The following is a 22326-nucleotide window of genomic DNA, read 5'->3' on the forward strand; positions in this document are numbered from 1 at the left end:
GCAATCCGGGGCCAAAAGCGAAACAGGGGGCCGAAGCCCCCTGTCCGGTTTCCCCTGCGTGCGCAGATCAGGTGAGCGTGCGCTCGACCTCCTCGCGCTCGAAGATCTCGATGACATCGTTCGGGCGGATGTCGTCGTAATTTTCAAAGGCCATGCCGCATTCCTGGCCGGACTGGACTTCCTTGACCTCGTCCTTGAAGCGCTTGAGCGTCTTCAGCGTGCCCTCGTGGATCACCACGTTGTCGCGCAACAGACGCACGCCGGCCGAACGCCGCGCCACGCCTTCGGTGACCAGACAGCCGGCCACCTTGCCCACGCCCGAGACCTTGAAGACCTCCTTGATCGTGGCATAGCCGATGAAGTTCTCGCGCACCTCGGCCTTCAGCAGGCCCGAGGCCGCCGCCTTGATGTCATCCACCAGGTCGTAGATGATCGAGTAATAGCGGATCTCGACGCCCTTCTGGTTGGCCGCGGCGCGCGCCGGCGCATTGGCCCGCACGTTGAAGCCGATGACCGGCGCCCCCGACGCTTCGGCCAGGCCGATATCGGATTCGGTGATCGCGCCCACGCCCGAATGCAGCACGCGCACGCGGACCTCGTCGTTGCCCACCTTTTCCAGCGCCTGCACGATGGCTTCGGCCGAACCTTGCACATCGGCCTTCACCAGAACCGGCAGCTCGGAGACATTCTCGTCGGCCTTGGCCTTGGCCAGAAGCTGCTCGAGCGTGGCCGCAGCCCCGGCGGCGGCGCGTTTGTCCTTGGCCACCTGCACGCGGTAATCGGCGATCTCGCGGGCCTGCGCCTCGGTCTCGACGACGTTCAGCACGTCGCCCGCCTCGGGCGTGCCGTTGAGGCCCAGCACCTCGACCGGAACCGACGGCGCGGCTTCCTTGACGCGCTCGCCCTTGTCGTTGACCAGCGCGCGGACCTTGCCCCACTGCTCGCCCACGACGAAGATATCGCCCTGCTTGAGCGTGCCGTGCTGGACCAGGACCGTGGCGACCGGGCCACGGCCGACGTCGAGCTTGGCCTCGATGACAGCACCTTGCGCGGCGCGGTCAGGGTTGGCCTTGAGTTCCAGGATCTCGGCCTGAAGCGCGATCGCCTCGAGCAGGTTATCAAGCCCGGCACCGGTCTTGGCCGAGACTTCCACGTCCTGCACGTCGCCCGACATGGCCTCGACCACGACTTCGTAGTTCAGCAGCTCGGTGCGCACCTTCTGCGCATCGGCATCGGGCTTGTCGCATTTGTTGATCGCCACGATCATCGGCACACCGGCGGCCTTGGCGTGGTTGATGGCCTCGATCGTCTGCGGCATGACCGAATCGTCGGCCGCGACCACCAGCACCACGATGTCGGTGACCTGCGCCCCACGCGCCCGCATCGAGGTGAAGGCGGCGTGGCCGGGCGTGTCGAGGAAGGTCAGGACCGCACCCGATTCGGTGCGCACCTGATAGGCGCCGATATGCTGGGTGATGCCGCCGGCCTCGCCCGAGACGACATTGGCATTGCGGATCGCATCCAGCAGCGACGTCTTGCCGTGGTCGACGTGGCCCATGATCGTGATGATCGGCGGGCGCGATTCCATGTCCTCGGGACGGTCGTCGACGGTGTCGATGACCTGTTCCACATCGGCATCGGACACGCGCACGGCGCGGTGGCCGAATTCCTCGATCACCAGCTCGGCGGTGTCGGCGTCGATGGTCTGGTTGGCCGTGACCATCATGCCCATCTTCATCAGCGACTTGACCACATCGGCGGCGCGTTCGGCCATGCGGTTGGCCAGCTCCGAGACGACGATCGTCTCGGGCAGCTGCACGTCGCGCACCATCTTCTCGGCGCGCGCACCCGACCCCATGGCCTTCTGACGCGCGCGTTCCTGCTTGCGCTTCATCGCCGCCAGCGAGCGCTGACGCCCGCCCTCGCCGTCCAGGGCATCGGACAGCGACAGCTTGCCAGTGCGGCGGTTGCCCGCGTCCCCCTTGACCTTGGCGTTGCGGGTGTCGCGGGTGTCGCCGCGTTCGTTGCGGTCGCGGTCGGTCTTGCGCGGGCCGGTGGCCGACACGCCCTTGGTCGCGGCGCGCGCGGCGGCGGCTTCGGCGGCAGCCGGATCGGCCGGGGCCGGGGCCGCATCGGCCTTGCGCGGCGCGGCCGCGGCTTCCTCGCGTTTCTGGGCGCGGCGTTCGGCCTCGCGGGCCTTGCGTTCCTCTTCCTCGGCCTTCAGGCGCGCGGCTTCGGTGCGTTCACGCTCCTCGCGCTCCTTGGCCTCGATCTCGGCCCGGCGGCGCTCGCGTTCTATCTCGCGCTCGCGCTCCTCGCGGGCACGTTGCTCGGCTTCCTCGGCTTCGCGGGCCTTGGCGGCCTGGAGCGCGCGCAGACGGCGCTCCATCTCGGCATCGGAAATCCCGGCCGGACGCCGCGACGGATCCCCGCCGACCGCGTTCCCCGACCCCTTGGACGAACCCGCCCCGGGCTTCGGCACAACGACGCGCTTGCGCTTGGTTTCCACGACCACACTCTTGGTGCGCCCGTGCGAGAAACTCTGTTTCACCGAGCCCGAGCGGCCGCCGCCAAGACCGAGGGGTTTTTTGCCGTCTGTATCGCTCATGCCGTCTTTTTGTCCTTTCCGGCAGTCCTGCTGCCGTCCAGCCCGCGCAGCCCCGAAAGCCGCGTCGCTTCGCGTATCACACCCGTTCCGAGTCCGCCGCCCGCGAGCGCGCCGTGTATGGCACGATCACGACCAAAAGCCAAACCCAATTCCTGCGCACTCAGACAGCCGAACCAACGCCCACCGGGGGGCGTGAACAGCTTGCCCTTGCCGCGATCAGACCCGTCGTGGGCCTGAAGCAAAATCTTTGCCCGCCCGCCGGCGAGCCAGTCCTTCACCTTCTCGAAGCCGCAGACCGCGGCCCCGGACTTGCGCGCCAGCGACACCAGCTCGACCACCCGCGCCGCAAGCCCCGCCTCGACCAACCCCACAAGGTCGTCGGGCAGGCTGACCTGGGCCCGCGCCGCGCGCGCAAAGGCGTTCTTCGAGACTGCCTTTTCCAACACCGCGCGGTCGGCTGCAACCCAGATGCCGCGACCGGGCAGCTTTTCGGCCAGGTCGGGGACCACCACCCCTTCGGGCGAAATGACAAAGCGCACAAGGCCCGTACGGGGTTGCACCTCGCCGGTGACGATGCAGCGCCGCTGCACTTCGTCGCGCGTCCTGTCGGCGCCGCCGCGGGTCATGACCGGTCGCCGGAGGCTTACGCCTCCGCCTCCGCGTCATTGGCGGCCGCTTCGGCGTCGTCATCCTCGGCGTCGGCGTCGGCCTCAAGCTCGGAGGGGTCGACCCAGCCCAGATGGATGCGCGCCGTCATCACCAGATTCTGCGCCTCCTCGAGGCTGACGTCGAATTTCTCGAGCAGCCCCTCGTCCTTGACGCGCTGGCCGTTGACCGTGGTCCAGCCGCCGGCCAGTTCCCAATCGGCGCAGGTGGCGAAATCTTCCAGCGTCTTGATGCCGTCCCTGGCCAGTGCCTCGATCATCTGGGGGGTCAGCCCCTCGAATTCAACCAGGCTGTCCTCGACCCCCAGTTCGCGGGCGGCTGCCATCGCCTTGCGGTTGGTTTCCTCGATATGGTCGCGGGCGCGGGCCTGAAGCTCCTGGGCGGTGTCCTCGTCCACGCCCTCGATCGACAGCAGCTCGTCGACGTCGACATAGGCCACTTCCTCGAGGTTGGTGAAGCCCTCGGCCACCAGAAGCTGGGCGAAGAATTCGTCCAGATCCAGCGCATCGACGAAGAGCTGGGTGCGTTCGGCGAATTCGGCCTGACGGCGGCTCGATTCCTCGGCCTCGGTCAGGATGTCGATATCCAGCCCGGTCAGCTGGCTGGCCAGACGCACGTTCTGGCCACGCCGGCCGATGGCCAGCGACAGCTGCTCGTCGGGAACCACGACCTCGATCTTGCCGGCTTCCTCGTCGATGACCACCTTGGCCACTTCCGCCGGTTGCAGCGCGTTGACAAGGAAGGTCGCCTGATCCTCGTTCCACGGGATGATGTCGATCTTCTCGCCCTGAAGCTCGCCCACCACGGCCTGCACCCGCGAGCCGCGCATGCCGACGCAAGCGCCGACCGGGTCGATCGAGCTGTCGTGGCTGATGACGGCGATCTTGGCGCGCGAGCCGGGGTCACGGGCCACGGCCTTGATCTCGATGATGCCGTCATAGATCTCGGGCACTTCCATCTTGAACAGCTCGGCCATGAACTGCGGGTCGGTGCGCGACAGGAACACCTGCGGGCCACGGGCCTCGCGGCGGACGTCCTTGATGAAGGCGCGGATGCGGTCGTTGGGGCGATAGCTCTCGCGGCCGATCTTCTCGTTGCGGCGCAGGATTGCCTCGCCGCGGCCGATGTCCACGATCAGGTTGCCGTATTCCTCGCGCTTGACCATGCCGTTGATGATCGTGCCCTTGCGGTCCTTGAATTCCTCGAACTGGCGGTCGCGTTCGGCGTCGCGGACCCTCTGCAAGATCACCTGCTTGGCCGATTGCGCCGCGATCCGCCCCAGATCGACGGGCGGCACCTCGTCCACGATCTCGTCGCCCACCTGCGGGTCGGCCAGATACTGGCGCGCCTGCGCCACGGTCAGCTCGGCCTGGTAATTCTCGACCGCGTCCTCCTCGACCACGGTGCGCACGCGGGTGAAGGTGGCGCGGCCCGTCTTGCGGTCGATCTTGACGCGGATGTCCATTTCCGAGCCGTAGCGGGACTTGGCCGCGCGCGCGAGGCTGTCTTCCATCGCCTCGATCACCAGATCCGGGTCGATCATCTTCTCGCGGGCGACGGCCTCGGCGGTCTGCAACAGCTCAAGCTGGTTTGCGGATGTGATAGCCATGGATCAGGCCTCCTCCTCGGTCTCGGGGGTATCGGTTTCGATCTCGTCGAATTGGGTTTCATCAAGCGCGCCGGCATCCTTGCGCGCCTTCAGCATCTCGGCGATCAGCTCGTCGGTCAGCACCAGCTTGGCATCCGACAGCCAGTCGAAGTCCAGCCCGATCGTCTGCACCCCTTCGGGCGTCTCGATATTGATCAGGACATCCTGCCCCTCGACCCCGGCCAGCACGCCCTTGAAGCGGCGGCGCCCGTCGATCAGCTCGGTCGTCTCGATCCGCACCTCGTAGCCCTCGAACAGATCGAAATCCTTCAGCCGCGTCAGCGGCCGGTCGATCCCCGGCGAGGACACTTCCAGCGTATAGGCATCCTCGATCGGATCTTCCACATCGAGATGCGCCGACAGCGCGGTGGAGATGCGCGCGCAATCCTCCACGTCGATGCCGCCCTCGGGACGGTCGGCCATGATCTGGAGCGTCTTGGACAGCCCGCCCATCAGCCGCAGGCGGACAAGTTCGTAGCCCATGCCTTCGATGACGGGACCGACGATCCCGGCCAGGCGGCGGTCGATGGCGGTCTTGGCGATCAGGTCGCTCATCGGCGATCCTTTCGGGGTTCAGAAAACAAAAAACGGGCCCTTGCGCGGCCCGTTCACACTCTTCCGGTGGGCTGCGGGTTTGGACCCCGCAGCGCCGCTGTTGAACTGTGCTATAGGCCCTTCGCCGCCAAAAGGCAAGCGGAACTCAGACGAAGCGGTTCCACAGGTTTTCCAGCCGCTCCTGCCGCCCCGAACGCGGTTCGGGATTGATCCCTTCGGCGATCACGCGGGCGTGGATGGCGTCAAGATCCGAGGTCAGCATGGCGCGGTTCTCGGGCGCGTCCCAGCCGGCATAGCGCGCGGCGCGGGCCACCTCGAGCCGGCCATCCTCGAGAAGTGCCGCCGCCGCCTTGAGCGCACGGGCACAAACGTCCATCGCCCCCACATGCGCCAGCACCAGGTCTTCGGGATCAAGGCTCTGGCGCCGCAGCTTGGCGTCGAAATTGGTGCCGCCCGTGGTGAAGCCGCCGGCGCGCAGGATCTCGTAATAGGCGCGCGCGATCTCGGGGACCGAATCGGGGAACTGGTCGGTGTCCCAGCCCGACTGGTAATCGTTGCGGTTCATGTCGATCGACCCCAGAATGCCCAGGCTGGCGGCCAGCGCCAGCTCGTGCTCGAAGCTGTGGCCGGCCAGGATCGCGTGGCCCTGTTCGATGTTGACCTTGACCTCGTTTTCCAGCCCGAACCGCTTCAGGAAGCCATAGACCGTGGCCACGTCGTAATCATATTGGTGCTTGCTGGGCTCCTGCGGCTTGGGCTCGATCAGGATCGCGCCCTTGAAGCCGATCTTGTGCTTGTATTCGACCACCATCGACAGGAAGCGTCCGGCCTGCTCGGCCTCGCGCGAGAGGTCGGTGTTCAGAAGCGTCTCGTAGCCCTCGCGCCCGCCCCACAGGACATAGTTCTGCCCGCCCAGCCGGGCCGTGGCGTCCATGCAGCTTTTCACCGTGGCGGCCGACCAGGCAAAGACCTCCGGGTCGGGGTTGGTGGCCGCGCCCGCCATGAAGCGGCGGTGCGAAAACAGGTTCGCCGTCCCCCAAAGAAGCTTCGTGCGCGAGGTCTCCATCTTCTGGCCGATGTAATCGACGATGGCCATCAGATTGGCCTCGGTCTCGGCGAAACTGGCGCCTTCGGGGCGGATGTCGGCATCGTGGAAACAGAAGAAGGGCTGGCCCAAAATCTCGAACAGCTCGAACGCCACATCCGCCTTCATCCGCGCGTCCGCGAGCGTGTCGCCGAACCAGGGGCGCTGGAATGTCTGCCCGCCGAAGGGGTCGGTGCCCGGCCAGGCGAAGGAATGCCACCAGGCCACGGCAAAACGCAGATGGTCCTCCATGCGCTTGCCCAGGACCATCTCGTCGGGGTCGTAATGACGATAGGCGAATTCCGAGGTCGCCTCGGGGCCCTCGTGGCGGATGGGGGCAATCCCCCGGAAGAAGTCGGTCATGACAATCCTTTCATGGCGTCGCGGGCGGCGCGGTAACGGACATGGCCTTCGGCGAAGGCCGCGCGCAGGGCGGGATCGGGGGCGATCTCGCGGGCGATGGGGGGGGGCGTGGCGATCTCGGCGCCGCTGCCGGTCGCGGCCATCAGACCCAGCCGCGCCGCGCCGAAGGCCGCGCCGAAATCGCCCGCCTGGGGCACCAGAAGCGGCAGGTCCAGCGTGGTGGCCAGAACCTTCAGCCAATAGTCCGAGCGCGCGCCCCCGCCCAGCGCGATCAGATGATCCAGCCGGGTGCCCGTGGCGGCCAGCGCATCGCGGCAATCGGCCAGGGCGAAGGCCACGCCTTCGAGAACGGCGCGGGTGGCGGCCTCGGCGCCGGTCTCGTGCTCGAGGCCGAGGAACGCGCCCCGGATCGCGGCATCGTTGAGCGGCGTGCGCTCGCCGCCCAGATAGGGCAGGAACAGCCCCCGCCCCGGCGGGCGCAGCGCGCCCCCCAGCGCCACCGTCAGATCGGCGGGCGGGCGGCCCAGAAGCCCCGCCAGCCAGTTCAGCGCATCGGTCGCGGCCAGGATCACGCCCATCTGGTGCCAGCGCCCCGGCAGCGCGTGACAGAAGGAATGCACCGCCGTTTCCGGCGAGGGGCGACAGCCCTCGTCGGCGGCAAAGAGCACCCCCGAGGTGCCCAGCGACACGAAGCCCTGCCCCGGCGCGACCACGCCTGCCCCCACCGCCGAGGCCGCGTTGTCGCCACCGCCCCCCGCGACCGGCACGCCCGCGGGCAGCCCGAAGCGGTCGGCCAGTTCGCGCCGCAGCAGCCCCGAGACGGCCGAGCCCTCGACCAGCGCGGGCATCTGCGCGCGCGTCATGCCGCCCGCCGCCAGCAGCGCCTCCGACCAGTCACGCGCGCCGGTGTCGAACCAGCTGGTCCCGGCGGCATCGGACATGTCGCAGACATGCGCGCCCGTCATCCACAGCCGCAGGTAATCCTTGGGCAAAAGCACATGATCGGTGCGCGCGAAGATCTCGGGCTCGTGGCGCGCCACCCAGGCCAGCTTGGGCGCGGTGAAGCCCGGAAAGACGATATTGCCGCTGATCGCGCGAAAGCGCGGGTCGGCGTCCATCGCGGCGGCCTCGGCATGGGCGCGGGTGTCGTTCCACAGGATGCAGGGCCGCAGCACGTCGCAGGCCGCATCCAGAAGCACCGCCCCATGCATCTGCCCCGACAGCCCGATCCCGCGCACCTGTCCCAGCCCGTGACGCGCCAGCACGCCCAGCACCGCCTCGGCCGCGCCGATCCAGGCAGCGGGGGATTGCTCGGACCAGCCCTCGTGCGGGCGCGACACCTTGAGCGGCGCATGGGCCTCGGCCAGGACGCGCTGGTCGGCGTCGATCAGCACCCCCTTGAGCCCCGATGTGCCCAGATCAAGCCCCAGATACATCAGGCGCCCTCCATCTTGGGCGCTCCAGTCTCGGGCATCTTGCCCAGGATGATCATGCCCAGGATGTCCTCGTCGGTGACCGCGTTCACGTTGACCGTGCCGACAAGCTGGCCGTTCTTCATCACGCTGGCACGGTCGCACAGCTTCATGACGTTGTGGATGTCGTGCTCGATCAGGAAGATGCCCAGCCCCTGCGCCTTCAGCTCCTGGATCAGCTCGGCCACCATCTGCGTTTCCTGCGGGCCCAGCGCCGCGGTCGGCTCGTCCATGATCAGGATGCGGGCGTTGAAATAGACCGCCCGCGCAATGGCCACCGATTGCCGCTGCCCGCCCGAAAGCGCCTTCACCGGCGCCTTGAACTTGGCGAAATTGGGGTTCAGCCGGCCCATGATCCTGCGGGTCTCGGCCTCCATCGCGGCATCATCGACAAAGCCCAGCGGCGTGGTCAGCTCGCGCCCCAGAAAGAGGTTCGAGGCCGCGTCCAGATTGTCGGCCAGCGCCAGCGTCTGATAGATCGTCTCGATGTTATGGGCGCGCGCGTCGCGCGGGTTGCGGATCTCGACCCGGTCGCCGTTGATGAAGATCTGGCCGCTGTCCATCTGATAGGCGCCCGACAGGCACTTGATCAGCGTGGACTTGCCCGCGCCGTTATGGCCCAGAAGGCCCACCACCTCGCCGGGGAACAGATCCACGGTGACATGATCCACGGCCTTGACGCCGCCGAAGGCGATGGAGATGTCGCGCATCTCGACCAGGGGGGTCATGACTTTTCTCCGGTGCGCTTGCGATACTGGATGTCGATCCAGACCGCGAGAACCAGGACAAGGCCGACGACGATGTTCTGGAAGGGCGCATCGACCCCCACCATCGCCATGCCCGATTGCAGCGATTGCATGATGACCGCGCCCAGGATGGCACCATAGATCGTGCCCACCCCGCCCGACAGCGCGGTGCCGCCGATGACGGCTGCGGCGATCACGCGCAATTCGTCCAGCGTGCCGATGTCATTGGTGTGGTTCTGAAGCCGCGCCTGCGCGACGATGGCCGACAGCCCGCACAGGAACCCCATCAAGGCGAAGACCTTGACCGTCAGCATCCGCGTGTTGATGCCCGACAGCTCGGCCGCGTCGGGGTTGCCGCCGGCGGCAAAGATATAGCGCCCCAGCCGCGTGCGCCGCGCCAGGATGGTCATGGCCACCGCCACGACGATCAGCATCAGCACCGAGATCGGCAGGCCGAAGACCTCGGAATAGCCCTCGGGCATGGTCTCGCCGCGCAGCCGGAATTCACGCCGCAGCCGCGCCGCCGGCACCGCATAGGAATTGAGGATGGCGACAAACCCCAGGATCGTGCCGACGCCCAGCGTGGCGATCAGCGCCTCGGCCCAAAGCGGCTTGACGGGGAAGTCATGGCGGATGCGGTCGGCACGCGCGCGCCAGATCGCCCAGAGAACGCCCAGACAGGCCAGCCCCCCCACTGCCCAGGACAGCGTGTCGCCCAGGGTGCCCTCGATCCCGCCGAACAGCACGAAGGTCTTGTCCAGCGGGCCCAGGGTCTGGCCGTCGGACAGATACCACGCCACGTTGCGCCAGATCAGCAGCCCCCCCAGCGTGACGATGAAGGCCGGGATGCGCTGATAGCCGATCAGCCAGCCGTTGAAAGCCCCGATCACCGTGCCCGCCAGCAGCCCCGAGGCCATGGCCAGCGGCGCGATGGCCGGATGGCCGATGCCCAGCCCCATCGACTGCGGCAGAACCCAGACCTGCATCACCCCCATGACCGCCGAACAGGTGGCCAGAAGCGCCCCCACCGACAGGTCGATGTGGCGCGTCACGATCACGAAGACCATGCCGGTGGCCATGATCGCCACGCTGACGGTCTGGATCGACAGGTTGAAGATGTTGCGCGGGGTCAGGAAGCGGCCATCGGTGATGACGTCGAAGACAAGACACAGCACCACGAAGGCGCCGATCATCCCCAGAAGGCGGCTGTCGACACCCAGCGCCTGCCACAGCGAACGGCGCGGGGCGGCGGCCTGGACGGGCTCGGACATGAAACGATCCCTGAATGAAGCGCGGCCCCGGTCGGGCCGGACAGAGGCGGGAAAGGATGCGCGGGGGCAGGCCACACGGGGCCCGCCCCCGGCGGCCGGGCTCAGTTGCAGGGCGCCGGGCCGTTGCTCACGCCCTGGCAGAGCGTCTCGAGCGGGATCCACCCGGCATCGACCACCACCGGCAGGTTGTCACGCGTGATCGGGATCGGCGGCAGGAACTTGGCGGTCATCACCGTGCCCGAAGGCGAGGTCCATTCCACCGCGCCCTCGACCGACGCCTTCTCGGTGCCGCCGGCCATGGCCAGGGCGATCTCGGCCGCGGCGCGCCCCAGTTCGCGCGAATCCTTCCAGACGCTGACGGTCTGCGTGCCCAGCGCGATGCGGTTCAGCGCGGCATGGTCGCCGTCCTGCCCCGAAACCGGAATGCCGGCCATGCCCTGCGCGGTCAGCGCCGCCACCGCACCGCCCGCGGTGCCGTCATTCGAGGCCACCACCGCATCGACGTTGTTGTCGTTGGCGGTCAGGATCTGCTCCATGTTGCGCTGCGCGTTGGCGGGCAGCCAGCCGTCGGTATAGGCCTCGCCGACGATGGTGATCTTGCCCGCGTCGATCGCGGGTTGCAGCACCTCCTGCTGACCGCCGCGCAGGAAGTCGGCGTTCGGATCGGTGGGCGAGCCCTTGATCATCACGTAATTGCCCTCGGGCGCCTGGGCCAGAACGGCGCGCGCCTGCATCCGGCCCACCTCGACGTTGTCGAAGGTCAGGTAGAAGGCGCGCGGATCCTCGATCAGCCGGTCATAGGCCACGACCGGCACGCCCTCGTCGGCGGCCGCCGAGACCGCCGGCACGATGGCCTGCGTATCCTGCGCCAGGATGATCAGCGCATCGACCCCCTGGGCCATCAGGCTCTCGACGTCCGAAAGCTGCTTGGCCGAAGACGATTGCGCATCGGCCGAGACATATTTCGCCCCCGCCGCCTCAAGCGCGGCCTTGATCGCGGCCTCGTCGGTCTTCCAGCGTTCTTCCTGGAAGTTCGACCAGGACACGCCCACGGTCATCTCGGCCCAGGCCGAGGTCGTCGCAAGGCCCGCCGTCAGCGCGACCGCGGCCAGAAGAATCTTGTTCATGACACCCTCCCATATCCGAGCCGCTGCCGGGCCCGCCCGACGCTGTTCGCCAGGGTGCGACAAACCTGCGCCCATTAAATTTGGTTGTCAAAAAAATTTTAGCTGCCAGACTTTCACAAGAGCAAAATCCCGCATCATATGGCGCCGCATCGCGGCGAAACGAGGGGCAATTCGATGCTGCAACCGCAGAATATATTTCACCCTGTGAACAAATGAGAGCCGCCGCGCCCCCCAAACCGCGCGAAATGGGCACCAGCCCCGGCTGCGGGCCGCTGATTCCCCCGCTGTCGGACACCGCGCGCCCGCTGCGCCAGCAGATCTTCGAGCGCGTCCGCGCCGCGGGTCAGACCGCGCGGGCCAGCCTGGCGCGCGACCTGGCGGTGTCGCCGGCATCGGTGACCACGCTGACCTCCGAGCTGATCGAGGCCGGCCTTCTCGAGGAAATCGCCACCCCGCGCGAGGCCGACAGTGGCCGCGGCCGGCCGGCGGTGGCTCTGGGGGTGCGGGCCGGGGCGCATCTGGTCGCCGGGATCAAGCTGTCGGACCGCGAACATACCGCCGTGGTGGTGGATTTCGCTGGCAACCGGCTGGCCGGCGAGGCCATCCCCCGCCAGCCCGGCCCGATGACCCTGCCCGAACTTCTGGACGCCGCGGACGCGCTTCTGACGCGTGTCTGCGCCAGCGCCGGCATTGCGCGCGACGCGCTGACCGCGGTGGGGCTGGGCGTGCCGGGCTTTGTCGATGCCGCCTCGGGCACCGTGCATTGGTCGCCCGTCATCACCGAACGCCACCTGCCGCTGGTCCCGCATCTGACCGACCATCTGGGCCTGCCGGTCCATGTCGACAACGACGCCAACCTGGTCACCCTGGCCGAATTGTGGTTCGGCGCCGGGCGCACGCTGTCGGATTTCGCGGTGGTGACGATCGAGCACGGGCTGGGCATGGGCTTCGTGCTCAACCACCGGCTCTATCGCGGGGCGCGCGGCATCGGCATGGAGCTGGGCCATACCAAGGTGCAGATGGACGGCGCGCTTTGCCGCTGCGGCCAGCGCGGCTGTCTCGAGGCCTATGTCGCCGATTACGCGCTGGTGCGCGAGGCGCAGACCGCGCTGAACCTGCCCAACCGCGACACGCTGGCGGTGGGGGCGCTGCTCGAGAGCCTCTATGACCACGCCAAGGCCGGCAATGCCGCGGCGCGCTCGATCTTCCACCGGGCGGGGCGCTATCTGGCGCTGGGGCTGGCCAATGTGGTCAACCTGTTCGATCCGGGGCTCATCATCCTGTCGGGCGACCGGATGCGCTATGATTACCTCTATGCCCAGGAAACCCTGTCCGAGATGGGGGCGATGATGCTCGACACCGGCCGGCCGGCGCCGCGCATCGAGATCCACGCCTGGGGCGACCTGCTCTGGGCGCATGGCGCCGCGGCACTGGCGCTTCAGGAGGTGACCGAGGCCGCGCTGGACGCCGCGCGGGCGGTGCCATGAGGGGGCGGCGCGCCGGCCTCCTGGCGGTCTGCCTGGCCGCGGCCCTGCCCGCGCGGGCGGCCGCCGACCCCGCCTTGCCGCCGGTGGCGCCCAGCTTCGTCGATGATGCGGCCCTGTCGCCCGGCCATGTCTACGACGGCGGCTGGGAGCATTTCGTGGGCGGCGGCGTCGCGGTGCTGGATTGCGACGCCGACGGGCGCCCCGATCTGTTCGCCGCCGGCGGTGCGGCGCCCTCGCATCTGCTGCGGAACGTCTCCGACCCGGGCGGCCCGATCCGCTTCGAGGCGCGGCCCCTCGATATGGCCGCCGACCAGACCGCCGATCTGCCGGGCGCCGTCACCGGGGCCTATCCGCTCGACATCGACAGCGACGGCCAGCTTGATCTGGTGCTGCTGCGCGTCGGGCCCAACCTTGTGCTGCGGGGCCTGGGCGCGTGCCGCTTCGCAGACGCGACCGAAGCCCTGGGCCTGAGCTTCCGCGACGCCTGGACCACCGCCTTCGCCGCGACATGGGAGCCGGGCCAGCGCCTGCCCACGCTGTTCTTCGGCAATTACGTCGACCGCACCGACCCCGACGGCCCCTTCATGGCCTGCGACACGAACGACGTCTTCCGCCCCCAAGGCGCGCGGTATCGCCCCGCCCTGCCGCTGGCGCCGGGCCATTGCGCGCTGTCGATGCTGGTCTCGGACTGGACGCGGACCGGCCGGCCCGCGCTGCGCATCGCCAATGACCGCCATTACTACGTGCGCGGCGGCTACGAGCAGATGTTCACCCTGCCCGCGCTGACCGAGCCCGCGAACTGGCCCAGGGTCTCGCTCTGGGGGATGGGGATCGCCAGCCGCGACCTGACCGGCGACGGCCTGCCCGAGGTGATGACCACCTCGATGGGCGACCAGCTTCTCCAGATCAACCGCGGCACCGGCTTCGAGGCCGCGCCCTATGACATCGGCACCTATGCCCAGCGCCCCTTCATCGGCGGCGACGGGCGGCCCGCGACCGGCTGGCATGCCGAATTCGGCGATCTGGACAATGACGGGCGGGTGGATCTGTTCATCGCCAAGGGCAATGTGGACCAGATGCCCTCGAACGCCATGCACGACCCCAACAACCTGCTGATGCAGGGCGCGGACGGCCGCTTTCACGAACGCGCCGCCGAAGCCGGGGTGGCGTCGATGGCGCGCGGGCGCGGCGCGGCGCTGGTCGATCTGAACGGGGATGGCTGGCTTGACATCGTGGTGGTGAACCGCCGCGCGCCGATGGAGATCTGGCGCAACCGCGGCACCGGCGCGGCGCCTCACCGGGTCGAGATCCGGCCGCGGCAGGGCGGAACCAACCCCGATGCCGTGGGCGCCTGGGTCGAGCTGCGCAGCGCCACGGCGGGCCTTCAGGCGGCCGAGATCACCGTGGGCGGCGGGCATGCCGGCGGACAGGCGTGGGGGCTCCATTTCGGGCTGGGCGCCGACACCACGGCCGAAGCCCGCGTGATCTGGCCCGACGGAGAGACGGGCGCCTGGGCCCCGGTGCCGGTGGATGGGCGGGCCGAGATCACCCGCTAGCGTTCGACCGGCAGGCCCGAGGGCACCGCATCGGGCACGCCCAGCCGCCCCCGCAGCGCGACCGGATCGCTCAGGCTGTCCAGAAAGTCCACGATCAGGGTGATCTCGTCTTCCGACAAGGGGCGCACCGCGACCGCGGCATCGGCCAACGCCGCCCGTTCGGCGGGGCTGTCAAGGATCGCCCAATCAGGCTTGGTGTCGGGCAGCGCGGGCAGCACCGCCTGCGCGCGGTCGTATTCGGCCAGCCCGCGGCGCGGGTCGGAATGCGCCCGCAAAAAGGCGCGCAGGTCGGAATGCGCCCCGGCGTGCCCCCAGGGGCCCGTCTGCGTGACATTGCGCAGCGACGGCGTGCGAAAGGCGAAGAGATCGGCGGGGTCGCCCGTCACGCGAAACCGCCCCTCGTCGCGGGAATGGCTCTCGAAACGTTCGGTCTTGCCCGGCCCGATCTGCGGCGCGCCCATCGCGTGAAAGGCGTGATCGGTCTGGAACGGCCCGGAATGGCAGCCGCCGCAACCGGCCGCGCCATAGAAGAAGGCCGCCCCGCGCGGCAACGGCCCGCCCGCGCGCAAGATAGCGTCAAGGGGGCTGGTGTCCGAGCGCCATTCCTGCGCGACAAAGGCCGCGATGGCGTTCGAGATATCGGTGAAGGCCAGGGGCCGCCCCGCCGCGATTTCGGGCGAAAGCGCACGGAAGGCCGCGTCATAGGCCGGGATCGCGGCCACCCGGCGCGCGATCAGATCCCAGGCCCCGTCCGGCCCGGTAATCCGCCCCGAGCGCACCGCCTTCGAGATCTCGTTCTCGGCGTAATGGCCGGCCATCTCGTCGGGCGACAGCACCGGGAACATCGTCTGCGCCGACAGCACCGAGGCAAAGCCGCTCACCATGTCCTCGTCGAGCGGGGTGCGCAGCCCCGAGGGCCGCGCCGGATCGGCCGCAATCCGCCCGTCGTGAAAGAGAACGGTGAACTCCCGCGCGCCCAGATTGAAGAGCGCGGGCGCGTTGCGGGGGATGCGCTGCTCGGGGGTGTTCTCGGGCGTGACGTGGCGCGCCGGGCCCAGACCCACCGCCCCCTCGCCCAGACCCAGCGACAGCCCGTCCGAGGTGGCAAAGCGCGGATGATGACAGCTCGCACAGGAGATATTGCGATTGCCCGACAGGATCGGGTCATAGAAGAGAAGCCAGCCCAGCCGCGCCTCGTCGGGGTCCACGGGGGCATAATCGGCGTCGCTCAGCGCACCGAACCCCGCCACAAGCGCCGCGGCGATCAGACCGCCCATGCGCCTGCCCCCCGGTCGATACCCGCCACCGCGGCGCCGGGCGGGGCGGCGATATCCCGCGGGGGCCCGCCCCCACCGGCACAGGCGCGCGCGGTGCGGCAGATCGCCGACTTCACCTGATGGGGTCTGTCGTGGCCAAACTCGGGCCAAGGCGCCGCGGGGCGGGCCGCGGGCACCGACCCATGGCCCCCGTCACGGCGCCGGCCGCCGCGTCGCCCCGGCTGCCGCGCAGGACGCGCGGGATCGGGTGTCCAGTCCATGCGCGTTTCTCCCCCCTCGTCGTCCTTGCGAGGTCAGCAGAAACGCGCCGCGCAAGCAAGGGAGAGTTCGATGATCCGGGCCTGGCATTTCACCCGCGGATTGGCCGACAGGATGGGCGCGGCCCATCTGGGGCTGATCGCGGCCGGCGTCGCCTTCTATGCGATGCTGGGGATCTTTCCCGGTCTGGCGGCGGTGATCGCCATCTGGGGGCTGGTCGCCGATCCGCATGTGATCGCCAGCTATCTGGACGTCGCGCGCGAGTTCATCCCCCCCGAGGCCTTCGCCATCCTGACCGCGCAGATCGACACCTTGCTCGAGGCGCCGCGTCAGGGGCTGGGCTGGGCCACGGCGGTCTCGGTCGCAATCGCGCTCTATTCGGCGCGGGCGGGCGTGGCCGGTCTGGTCGAAGGCATCGACATCTTGCACGACACCCGCCCCCGCCACGGCATCGCGGCCTTCATCCTGGGACAGGTGCTGACGCTGGCGCTGGTGGGGGTGATGCTGGTGGCGCTGGCGGTGGTGGTCGTGGTGCCGCTGGTGCTGGCCTTCCTGCCGATGGCGGGGGTGCAGGCGCTGATGCTCAAGGCGCTGCCCTGGGTGGCGATGCTGGCGCTGATGCTGACGGCGCTGGGGATCCTTTACCGCTATGGCCCCAACACCCCCGACCGGACCGAGCGCTGGTTCTCGACCGGCGCGGTGGTCGCGTGCCTGGGCTGGGCGGGGGCATCGCTGGCCTTTTCCTATTACCTGGGCAATTTCGGCGCCTATAACCGGATCTATGGTTCGCTGGGGGCGGTGATCGCGCTGCTGATGTGGCTTTATCTGTCGGTCTGGGTGGTGCTGGCGGGGGCGGCGGTCAACGCCCAGATCGCCGCGCGCGCCCGCGCGCCGGACCGGGACCAGCCCCCCGCACCGCCGCAGCCCCGCGCCGGCATCACGCCCTGAGCGCCGGACATCGGGCGTGGGGCGTCAATAGTCGCGTTCGTAATAGATGCCGACGCCGGTGCCGCCGTCCTGGCCCATCGCCCCGCGCACCGTCAGATTGGGCGAGACATCGAGGTTGATCGTCACCTCGCTCTGGCCCTGGCTGTCCACGGTCACATCGGTATAGAGGTTCTCGCCCAGATACTTGCCAAAGCGCAGCTCGGTTTCGCCATCGGCGCCGCTGGTCACGTCGAAATCGTCCAGCCCCAGATTGGCGCGCAGCCGGCCCACCATCCCCTCGCCGCCCTTGCCGGCCAGGCTGGCGACCGCGCTGGCCATCTGCGCGGCCTGGAAGGGCGAGAGCGTCGCCGCCGCCCGGCCGAACAGGATGCGCGCCAGGATCTCGTCCTCGGGGAGTTCGGGGCTTGAGGTGAAGCTCAGCTCGGGCGCATCGGCAGGCCCCTCGAGGCCGATGGTCACGCTCACCTCGTCCTCGGTGGTGGTGGCGGCAAAGCGCAGCCAGGGCACCAGCGCGCCTTGCAGCCGGATCAGCCCTTCGGTCAGGTCGAACCGCTTGGCCAGGATGTCGAGCCGGCCGCGGATCAGCCGAAACTCGCCCGCCGGGGCCACCGCGGCCGAGGTGCCGCCCAGACGCAGCGCGCCGCCCAGTTCGGCATCGACGCCGCGGCCACGCACGAAGATGCGCCGCGGGGCGGACAACCCGATATCGAGCGGATAGGCCCGCCCCGGCGCCGCGGCCTCGGCCTGCGCCAGAAGGCCCGCGCGGGCGCGGGTGGCGCGCACGGCGGCCGGCTCGGCGCGGTGGATCAGATCGGGGATGGGCGCGGCCGTGGCCAGCCCCGCGGGAATGCGCAATTCGGTCTGGCCCAGCTCCAGATTGCCCGCGATCCGCGCGCCCCCCGTCAGCGGCCCGTCGATCGAAAGATCCCCGCTGACCGAGGTGTCGAACAATTCCGGGTCGCGCAGATGCGCCTGCGCAAGCGTCGCGCGCAGCGCCGCGTCAAAACCGCCCGACAGGCCGATCCGGCCGCGCAGGTCCATCCGCCCGCCCTCGCGCAGGCGCGCACCGGCGCTCACCTGGGCCGCCCCGCCCGCCAGATCGGCGCGCGCCTGCATGTCCTCGAGCACAAGGCCCAGCGCCGGGTCGGCCAGCCGCAGACCCGCGCCCGTCACCCGCCCCGACAGCGCCGAAAGCCCCGGCGCCCCGTTCAACCGCAGATCGAAATCAAGCGGCCCGGACAGCGCGCGGTCGCCCAGGAAGGGCGCGGCCAGATCGGCGCCGGTGCGCCCCGCAAGGTTCAGATCGGCGCGGGCCAGATCGGCCGCCACCTGGCCTTCGATGCGGGCATCCGTGGCGCCGGGGCCGCGCAGATCGGCGGCCACGCGCCAGCCGCCCTGCGCGCCCGCGATCTGGGTGACATCGGCCGACAGCGCGATGCTCTGGCCCAGGATCTGGTCCAGCGTGCCCAGCCCCAGCCCCAGGGCGCGGCTGGTCCCCGACAGCGCCAGCGCGCGCCCGCCCGCAGGCCCGGTCAGCGCGGCCTGCGCCGTCAGGCTGCCGCGGGCCAGGGGCGCAAGGCTCGGCGCCGCGATCTGCGCATTCAGATCGGCCGCCTCCGAGGAGAGCCGCCCCCCGGCCTCGGCCCGGATCTGACCGGCGGTGAACCGCGCCCGGCGCAGCTCGAGGCCGTCGGCATCGCGGCGCGCCGACACCACCAGATCGGAGGTTCCGCCCCAGAGCCCGTCCGCCGCACCGAAGCCCGCCGAAAGCCCGGTGGCCTGCGCACTCAATTCGCCGTCGAAGGCGCCCGACAGAAGCTCGGCCCGGCCCTCGAGACGCGCCTCGGCCGCGCCCGAGAGCGCCCGCCCCGCCAGCGCGGAATAGCGCGCCAGATCCGGCAGATCGAGGTCCAGCGCCCCTTCCAGATCGGCCTTGGCGCCGGTGATATCGAGCCGCAGGTTCCCGCCCGCGCGCGCGCCCGCAGCCGCAAGCTCCAGCCGCGACAGGCGCAGCGCCTCGGCCGCGCTCCAGGTGAAGATCGTGCGCGCCTGCGCCTGCGGGCCCAGCGCGCGCGCCAGGCGGGCATCACGCGGCGCCAGCCCCGAGGCGGTCATCTCCACCGTGCCGCCAAGGACCAGCGGCCGATCGCGCCGCTCCTGCACCCGGCCCGAGCCGCGCAGATCCAGCGCCGCCATCCGCCCCGCGGGCAGCACGACATCGCGCAGCTGGCCCTGAAGCCGCCAGGCCTCGCCCCGGCTGCGGTCGAACCCCAGATCCAGCTGGCCGCCCTCAGCCGTGCCCCCGCCCGGCAGCGGCACGGCCATGTCCTCGGCCCCCAGCCGCACGGCCAGGCTCAGGTGGTCGGGCCGCCCCGAGGCCAGCAGCGCGCCCGTCCCCGTGGCCTGCACCCCGCCCGCGGCGATCTCGAAGGCGGGCAGCCGTAGCCGCCCGTTGGCCGCGCGCATCAGCTGCGCCGTCACCCGCACATCGGGGCCCAGGAAAGCGGCCTGATCGGCGGGCAGGAACGGCCCCGGATCGCCCGAAAGCGCCAGATCCAGGATCTGCGCGCCGTCCTTGTCGGCGCGGGTCTCGACATGGCCCGACAGTTGCGGGCGGTTGTCCACCGACAGCCGCATGTCGGCCGAAAAGCCGCGCAAGGGCCCGTTCCCGGCCAGCGCCAGTTGCAGCGCCGGCGCCTCGGGCAGGCCCAGAAGCCCCGCCGCGATCCCGCCCGCGCCCTCCTGCGCCAGAAGGTCGATCGCCGCCTCGGAGGTTGTTCCATCATAGCGCGCATTGAGCGAGAAGCGCCCCTCGGGGCCTTCGTCGAGCCGCTTTGCGCTGAGCTGCGCGCTGGCGCCGCCATCGGCCAGCGTCAGCGCGCCGCTGGCCGACAGCTCGGCCGCCTGACCCAGCACCGGCGCGCCCAGGACGATGCGTTCGGCCTCGATCCGGCCGATCTGCACGCCCACCGGCAGTTCGGGCAGCGCAAAGGGCGTGGCCTCGGCGGCGGGGGCTTGATCGGGGGCGGGCGTGGGCAGGCGCGGCAGCTCGATGCGCGCGGCCTTCAGCGTGTCCACCTCGATCCGGCCGGACAGGAGCGCGCCGCGGTTCCACGCGATCACCCCGTCCGAGATGGTCAGCCAGACGCCCGCGTCATCGGCGATGGTCAGGCTGTCGAAGCGCGCCTCGGACGACAGCGCGCCGCGAAACCCCTCAAGCCGCAGGGTCCGCCCCGTCCCCGAGAGGTTGTCCTCGATCAGCCCGGTCAGGAAGTCGCGGTCGGCGCGCGTGGTCTCGGGGTCGGCGGCGGGCAAGACGCTGGGCGGCAGGGCGGGCGGGGCCTCGATGTCCTGCGCCGCAACCGGGCCGGCCAGCGCCGCCGTCAGAGCCAGAAGGGGGACGATCCGTGCCATCAGAATGCCTGCCCGATCCCGATATAGACCTGTGCGCCGGTGCCGGTGCCCCCCGAGACGGGGCCGGCCACGTCCAGCCGGATCGGCCCGATCCCGGTGTCGTAGCGCAGCCCGAGCCCCGCACCCGAATGCCAGCTGGCGCCATCACCGGGCAGGGAATTGGTCCCCACGCCCGCCGCGTCATAAAAGGCCACGACGCCGATCTTGTCGGTAACGCGGGTGCGCGCCTCGAGCGACACCCCCACGAAGCCGCGCCCGCCCAGATCCAGCGTGGTGCCGCCCTGCGTGACCGAAACGCCCAGCGACTGATAGGGCTGGCCGCGCACGGTGCCGCCCCCGCCCGAATAGAACAGATAGTCGCGCGGGGTTTCCAGCAGCCCCGATCCGGTGACCGAGCCCAGCTGCACCCGCCCTGCCATCGTCACCCGGCCAAGGGTGCGATAGCCGCGCAGATCGGCCTTGATCTGCGCCCCGGTGCCAGTGGTCCCGAACCCCAGAAAGGGCCGTGCCGCGGCGGTGGCATAGATGCCGTTGCGCGGGTCGATGGGCGTGTCGCGGTTTTCCCAGGTGATCGCCATCGGCAGTTCCAGCCGCCGGTAATGCGTGGTGCCCAGCGCATCCTCGACCCGGCTGACGGCATAGCCCAGGCCCGCCTCGGCGGTCAGCTTTTCGCTGAACCAATGGCTGAAGCCCAGTTCGATCGCGCCGGTGGTCTCGGTATAGTCTTCCTCGTCCAGCCGCTCGAGCCGCGTCTCCAGATAGGCGCTGGTGTCGGGCCCCGGCGTCGCCGGCCGCTCGAGCCGCAGCCCCAGCGTGTAATCCGTCCCCCCGGTCTGCGCGCCGATCCCCTCGATCTCGGCCTCGACGCGCAGCCGCTCGGCCCCGCGCCAGAGATTGCGGTGCAGCCAGTAGCCCGACAGCGACACCCCGTCGAGGCTGGACACTTCCGCCCCGAAGCCCAGCCGCCGCGGCTTCTGGTCGACCACGCCCAGCGTCACGTCAAGGCTGTCGTCGGGGCCCAGCCGTTCGGCCTCGGTCAGCGCGACGGACGCAAAGACCCCGGTGCGCAGGAGACGCGCGCGCACCCGGTCAAGCTCGGCCGGGGCGAAGACCTCGCCTTGCGGGAACCCGGCGATCTTGGCCAGACGCGCGGGGCGGGTGCGGCCGGTTTCGGCCAGGCGCAACTGACCGAAGCGGACGCGCGGGCCGGGCTGGAAGGCCAGGCTGGCCGCCAGCGTGGCGCTGCGATGATCGGCGATCAGACGCTGATCCGACAGGCGCGCCTTGGCGTGGCCCGCCGCGCGCCAGGCGGTCACACCGTCGCGCGCGGCGCTGGCAATCACGCCAGAACGGGCAACGGCGCCGGGGCGATAGCCCTCGGGCAGATCGGCGCCGGGGGGCAGCGGCGCGGCCTTGGCCTGCGCAAAGCTGAAACGCGGCCCCGGCGTCACGCTCACCTCGACCCGGCCGATCCGCGCGGGCGCATCCAGCGGGCCGATCGTCGCCGCCTCGCGCCCGTCAAGGCGCAGATGGATCTGGCCGCCGTAATGGCCCGCATCATAGAGCGCGGCCAGAAGGCGGGCGTAATCGCCGCGCGCCGCGGCCAGAACCTCGGCCGGATCGACGCCTGCATCGGTGTCGAGCCCCGCCACCAGCGCGGCCCCGCGCAAGGCGTCCGCAAGATCGTCGTCCCCGCCGGTGACCCGGAAATCGACAGAATATGCCCCGGCGCCGGCCGCGCCCAGAAGGCCCGCCGCCCCGAAGATGACCCCACGCAAGAAGACCCCGAACCGCATGCGCCCAACGTCGCAGGAAACGCGCCCGGATACCAGAGGCGCCCGCGCGT

The 22326-nt window shown here is 70.1% G+C and carries 15 protein-coding genes; 3 read left to right on the forward strand and 12 right to left on the reverse strand.

All coding sequences use genetic code 11. From position 1 onward, the window contains the following. Nucleotides 1-67: 67 nt before the first annotated feature. The 9 genes from infB to xylF all read right to left on the reverse strand — a co-directional run bounded on the left by infB (nucleotide 68) and on the right by xylF (nucleotide 11540). A complete protein-coding gene (gene infB, locus BW949_RS03445; protein WP_076363484.1) occupies nucleotides 68-2608 on the reverse strand; it encodes a translation initiation factor IF-2 in 2541 nt (846 codons plus the stop codon). Continuing rightward, nucleotides 2605-3234, reverse strand: a complete 630-nt coding sequence (locus BW949_RS03450) for an RNA-binding protein (protein WP_076363485.1) — start codon at nucleotides 3232-3234, stop codon at nucleotides 2605-2607. Before BW949_RS03450 ends, infB begins: the two co-directional genes overlap by 4 nt. A gap of 17 nt (nucleotides 3235-3251) precedes the next feature. Beyond that, complete coding sequence (nusA, locus tag BW949_RS03455) at nucleotides 3252-4883, reverse strand: transcription termination factor NusA (protein ID WP_076363486.1); 1632 nt, start codon at nucleotides 4881-4883, stop codon at nucleotides 3252-3254. Between the two features lie 3 nt (nucleotides 4884-4886). Beyond that, nucleotides 4887-5477, reverse strand: coding sequence for a ribosome maturation factor RimP (gene rimP, locus BW949_RS03460; protein WP_076363487.1), 591 nt, complete (start codon nucleotides 5475-5477; stop codon nucleotides 4887-4889). 145 nt (nucleotides 5478-5622) lie between these two features. Continuing rightward, nucleotides 5623-6924, reverse strand: coding sequence for a xylose isomerase (gene xylA / locus BW949_RS03465; RefSeq protein ID WP_076363488.1), 1302 nt, complete (start codon nucleotides 6922-6924; stop codon nucleotides 5623-5625). Then, nucleotides 6921-8360 carry a xylulokinase gene (gene xylB, locus BW949_RS03470; RefSeq protein ID WP_076363489.1) on the reverse strand — a complete coding sequence of 480 codons (1440 nt, stop codon included), beginning with the start codon at nucleotides 8358-8360 and terminating at the stop codon, nucleotides 6921-6923. The genes xylA and xylB overlap by 4 nt, the downstream gene beginning before the upstream one ends. Beyond that, nucleotides 8360-9124: an ATP-binding cassette domain-containing protein gene (locus BW949_RS03475; RefSeq protein WP_076363490.1), complete on the reverse strand. Its 765-nt coding sequence runs from the start codon at nucleotides 9122-9124 to the stop codon at nucleotides 8360-8362. Before BW949_RS03475 ends, xylB begins: the two co-directional genes overlap by 1 nt. Next, the gene (locus BW949_RS03480; RefSeq protein ID WP_076363491.1) at nucleotides 9121-10413 is read right to left on the reverse strand and encodes a sugar ABC transporter permease; all 1293 of its coding nucleotides are present in this window, start codon (nucleotides 10411-10413) and stop codon (nucleotides 9121-9123) included. The genes BW949_RS03475 and BW949_RS03480 overlap by 4 nt, the downstream gene beginning before the upstream one ends. Nucleotides 10414-10514: 101 nt before the next feature. After that, entirely contained in the window at nucleotides 10515-11540 is a 1026-nt protein-coding gene (gene xylF, locus BW949_RS03485; RefSeq protein WP_076363492.1) for a D-xylose ABC transporter substrate-binding protein, read from the reverse strand. Between the two features lie 245 nt (nucleotides 11541-11785). Here xylF and BW949_RS03490 point away from each other — a divergent pair, with 245 nt between their 5' ends. Next, nucleotides 11786-13027, forward strand: coding sequence for an ROK family transcriptional regulator (locus BW949_RS03490; RefSeq protein WP_097176957.1), 1242 nt, complete (start codon nucleotides 11786-11788; stop codon nucleotides 13025-13027). Next, on the forward strand, nucleotides 13024-14583 hold the full coding sequence (locus BW949_RS03495) for a CRTAC1 family protein (RefSeq protein ID WP_076363494.1): 1560 nt from the start codon (nucleotides 13024-13026) through the stop codon (nucleotides 14581-14583). The genes BW949_RS03490 and BW949_RS03495 overlap by 4 nt, the downstream gene beginning before the upstream one ends. Here the strand turns inward: BW949_RS03495 and BW949_RS03500 are convergent. Continuing rightward, on the reverse strand, nucleotides 14580-15860 hold the full coding sequence (locus BW949_RS03500; RefSeq protein ID WP_076363495.1) for a cytochrome-c peroxidase: 1281 nt from the start codon (nucleotides 15858-15860) through the stop codon (nucleotides 14580-14582). The two genes, BW949_RS03495 and BW949_RS03500, sit on opposite strands and share 4 nt — an antisense overlap. A 330-nt stretch (nucleotides 15861-16190) precedes the next feature. Here BW949_RS03500 and BW949_RS03505 point away from each other — a divergent pair, with 330 nt between their 5' ends. Next, nucleotides 16191-17066 (forward strand): YihY/virulence factor BrkB family protein, encoded by an 876-nt coding sequence (locus tag BW949_RS03505; RefSeq protein WP_076363496.1) that lies wholly within the window; start codon nucleotides 16191-16193, stop codon nucleotides 17064-17066. Between the two features lie 24 nt (nucleotides 17067-17090). On the opposite strand, the gene BW949_RS03510 is transcribed toward BW949_RS03505, so the two are convergent. Both BW949_RS03510 and BW949_RS03515 read right to left on the reverse strand, forming a co-directional pair. Then, nucleotides 17091-20480: a translocation/assembly module TamB domain-containing protein gene (locus BW949_RS03510; RefSeq protein WP_076363497.1), complete on the reverse strand. Its 3390-nt coding sequence runs from the start codon at nucleotides 20478-20480 to the stop codon at nucleotides 17091-17093. Next, nucleotides 20480-22276, reverse strand: coding sequence for an autotransporter assembly complex protein TamA (locus BW949_RS03515; protein WP_076363498.1), 1797 nt, complete (start codon nucleotides 22274-22276; stop codon nucleotides 20480-20482). Before BW949_RS03515 ends, BW949_RS03510 begins: the two co-directional genes overlap by 1 nt. Nucleotides 22277-22326: the final 50 nt, after the last annotated feature.

This window comes from Phaeovulum vinaykumarii (assembly GCF_900156695.1).
Classification (GTDB): Bacteria; Pseudomonadota; Alphaproteobacteria; order Rhodobacterales; family Rhodobacteraceae; genus Bieblia_A; species Bieblia_A vinaykumarii.

Coding starts and splice junctions, on each gene's coding strand:
- infB (WP_076363484.1), bottom strand. CDS start 2,608: ATGAGCGATACAGACGGCAAAAAACCCCTCGGTCTTGGCGGCGGCCGC.
- BW949_RS03450 (WP_076363485.1), bottom strand. CDS start 3,234: ATGACCCGCGGCGGCGCCGACAGGACGCGCGACGAAGTGCAGCGGCGC.
- nusA (WP_076363486.1), bottom strand. CDS start 4,883: ATGGCTATCACATCCGCAAACCAGCTTGAGCTGTTGCAGACCGCCGAG.
- rimP (WP_076363487.1), bottom strand. CDS start 5,477: ATGAGCGACCTGATCGCCAAGACCGCCATCGACCGCCGCCTGGCCGGG.
- xylA (WP_076363488.1), bottom strand. CDS start 6,924: ATGACCGACTTCTTCCGGGGGATTGCCCCCATCCGCCACGAGGGCCCC.
- xylB (WP_076363489.1), bottom strand. CDS start 8,360: ATGTATCTGGGGCTTGATCTGGGCACATCGGGGCTCAAGGGGGTGCTG.
- BW949_RS03475 (WP_076363490.1), bottom strand. CDS start 9,124: ATGACCCCCCTGGTCGAGATGCGCGACATCTCCATCGCCTTCGGCGGC.
- BW949_RS03480 (WP_076363491.1), bottom strand. CDS start 10,413: ATGTCCGAGCCCGTCCAGGCCGCCGCCCCGCGCCGTTCGCTGTGGCAG.
- xylF (WP_076363492.1), bottom strand. CDS start 11,540: ATGAACAAGATTCTTCTGGCCGCGGTCGCGCTGACGGCGGGCCTTGCG.
- BW949_RS03490 (WP_097176957.1), top strand. CDS start 11,786: ATGGGCACCAGCCCCGGCTGCGGGCCGCTGATTCCCCCGCTGTCGGAC.
- BW949_RS03495 (WP_076363494.1), top strand. CDS start 13,024: ATGAGGGGGCGGCGCGCCGGCCTCCTGGCGGTCTGCCTGGCCGCGGCC.
- BW949_RS03500 (WP_076363495.1), bottom strand. CDS start 15,860: ATGGGCGGTCTGATCGCCGCGGCGCTTGTGGCGGGGTTCGGTGCGCTG.
- BW949_RS03505 (WP_076363496.1), top strand. CDS start 16,191: ATGATCCGGGCCTGGCATTTCACCCGCGGATTGGCCGACAGGATGGGC.
- BW949_RS03510 (WP_076363497.1), bottom strand. CDS start 20,480: ATGGCACGGATCGTCCCCCTTCTGGCTCTGACGGCGGCGCTGGCCGGC.
- BW949_RS03515 (WP_076363498.1), bottom strand. CDS start 22,276: ATGCGGTTCGGGGTCTTCTTGCGTGGGGTCATCTTCGGGGCGGCGGGC.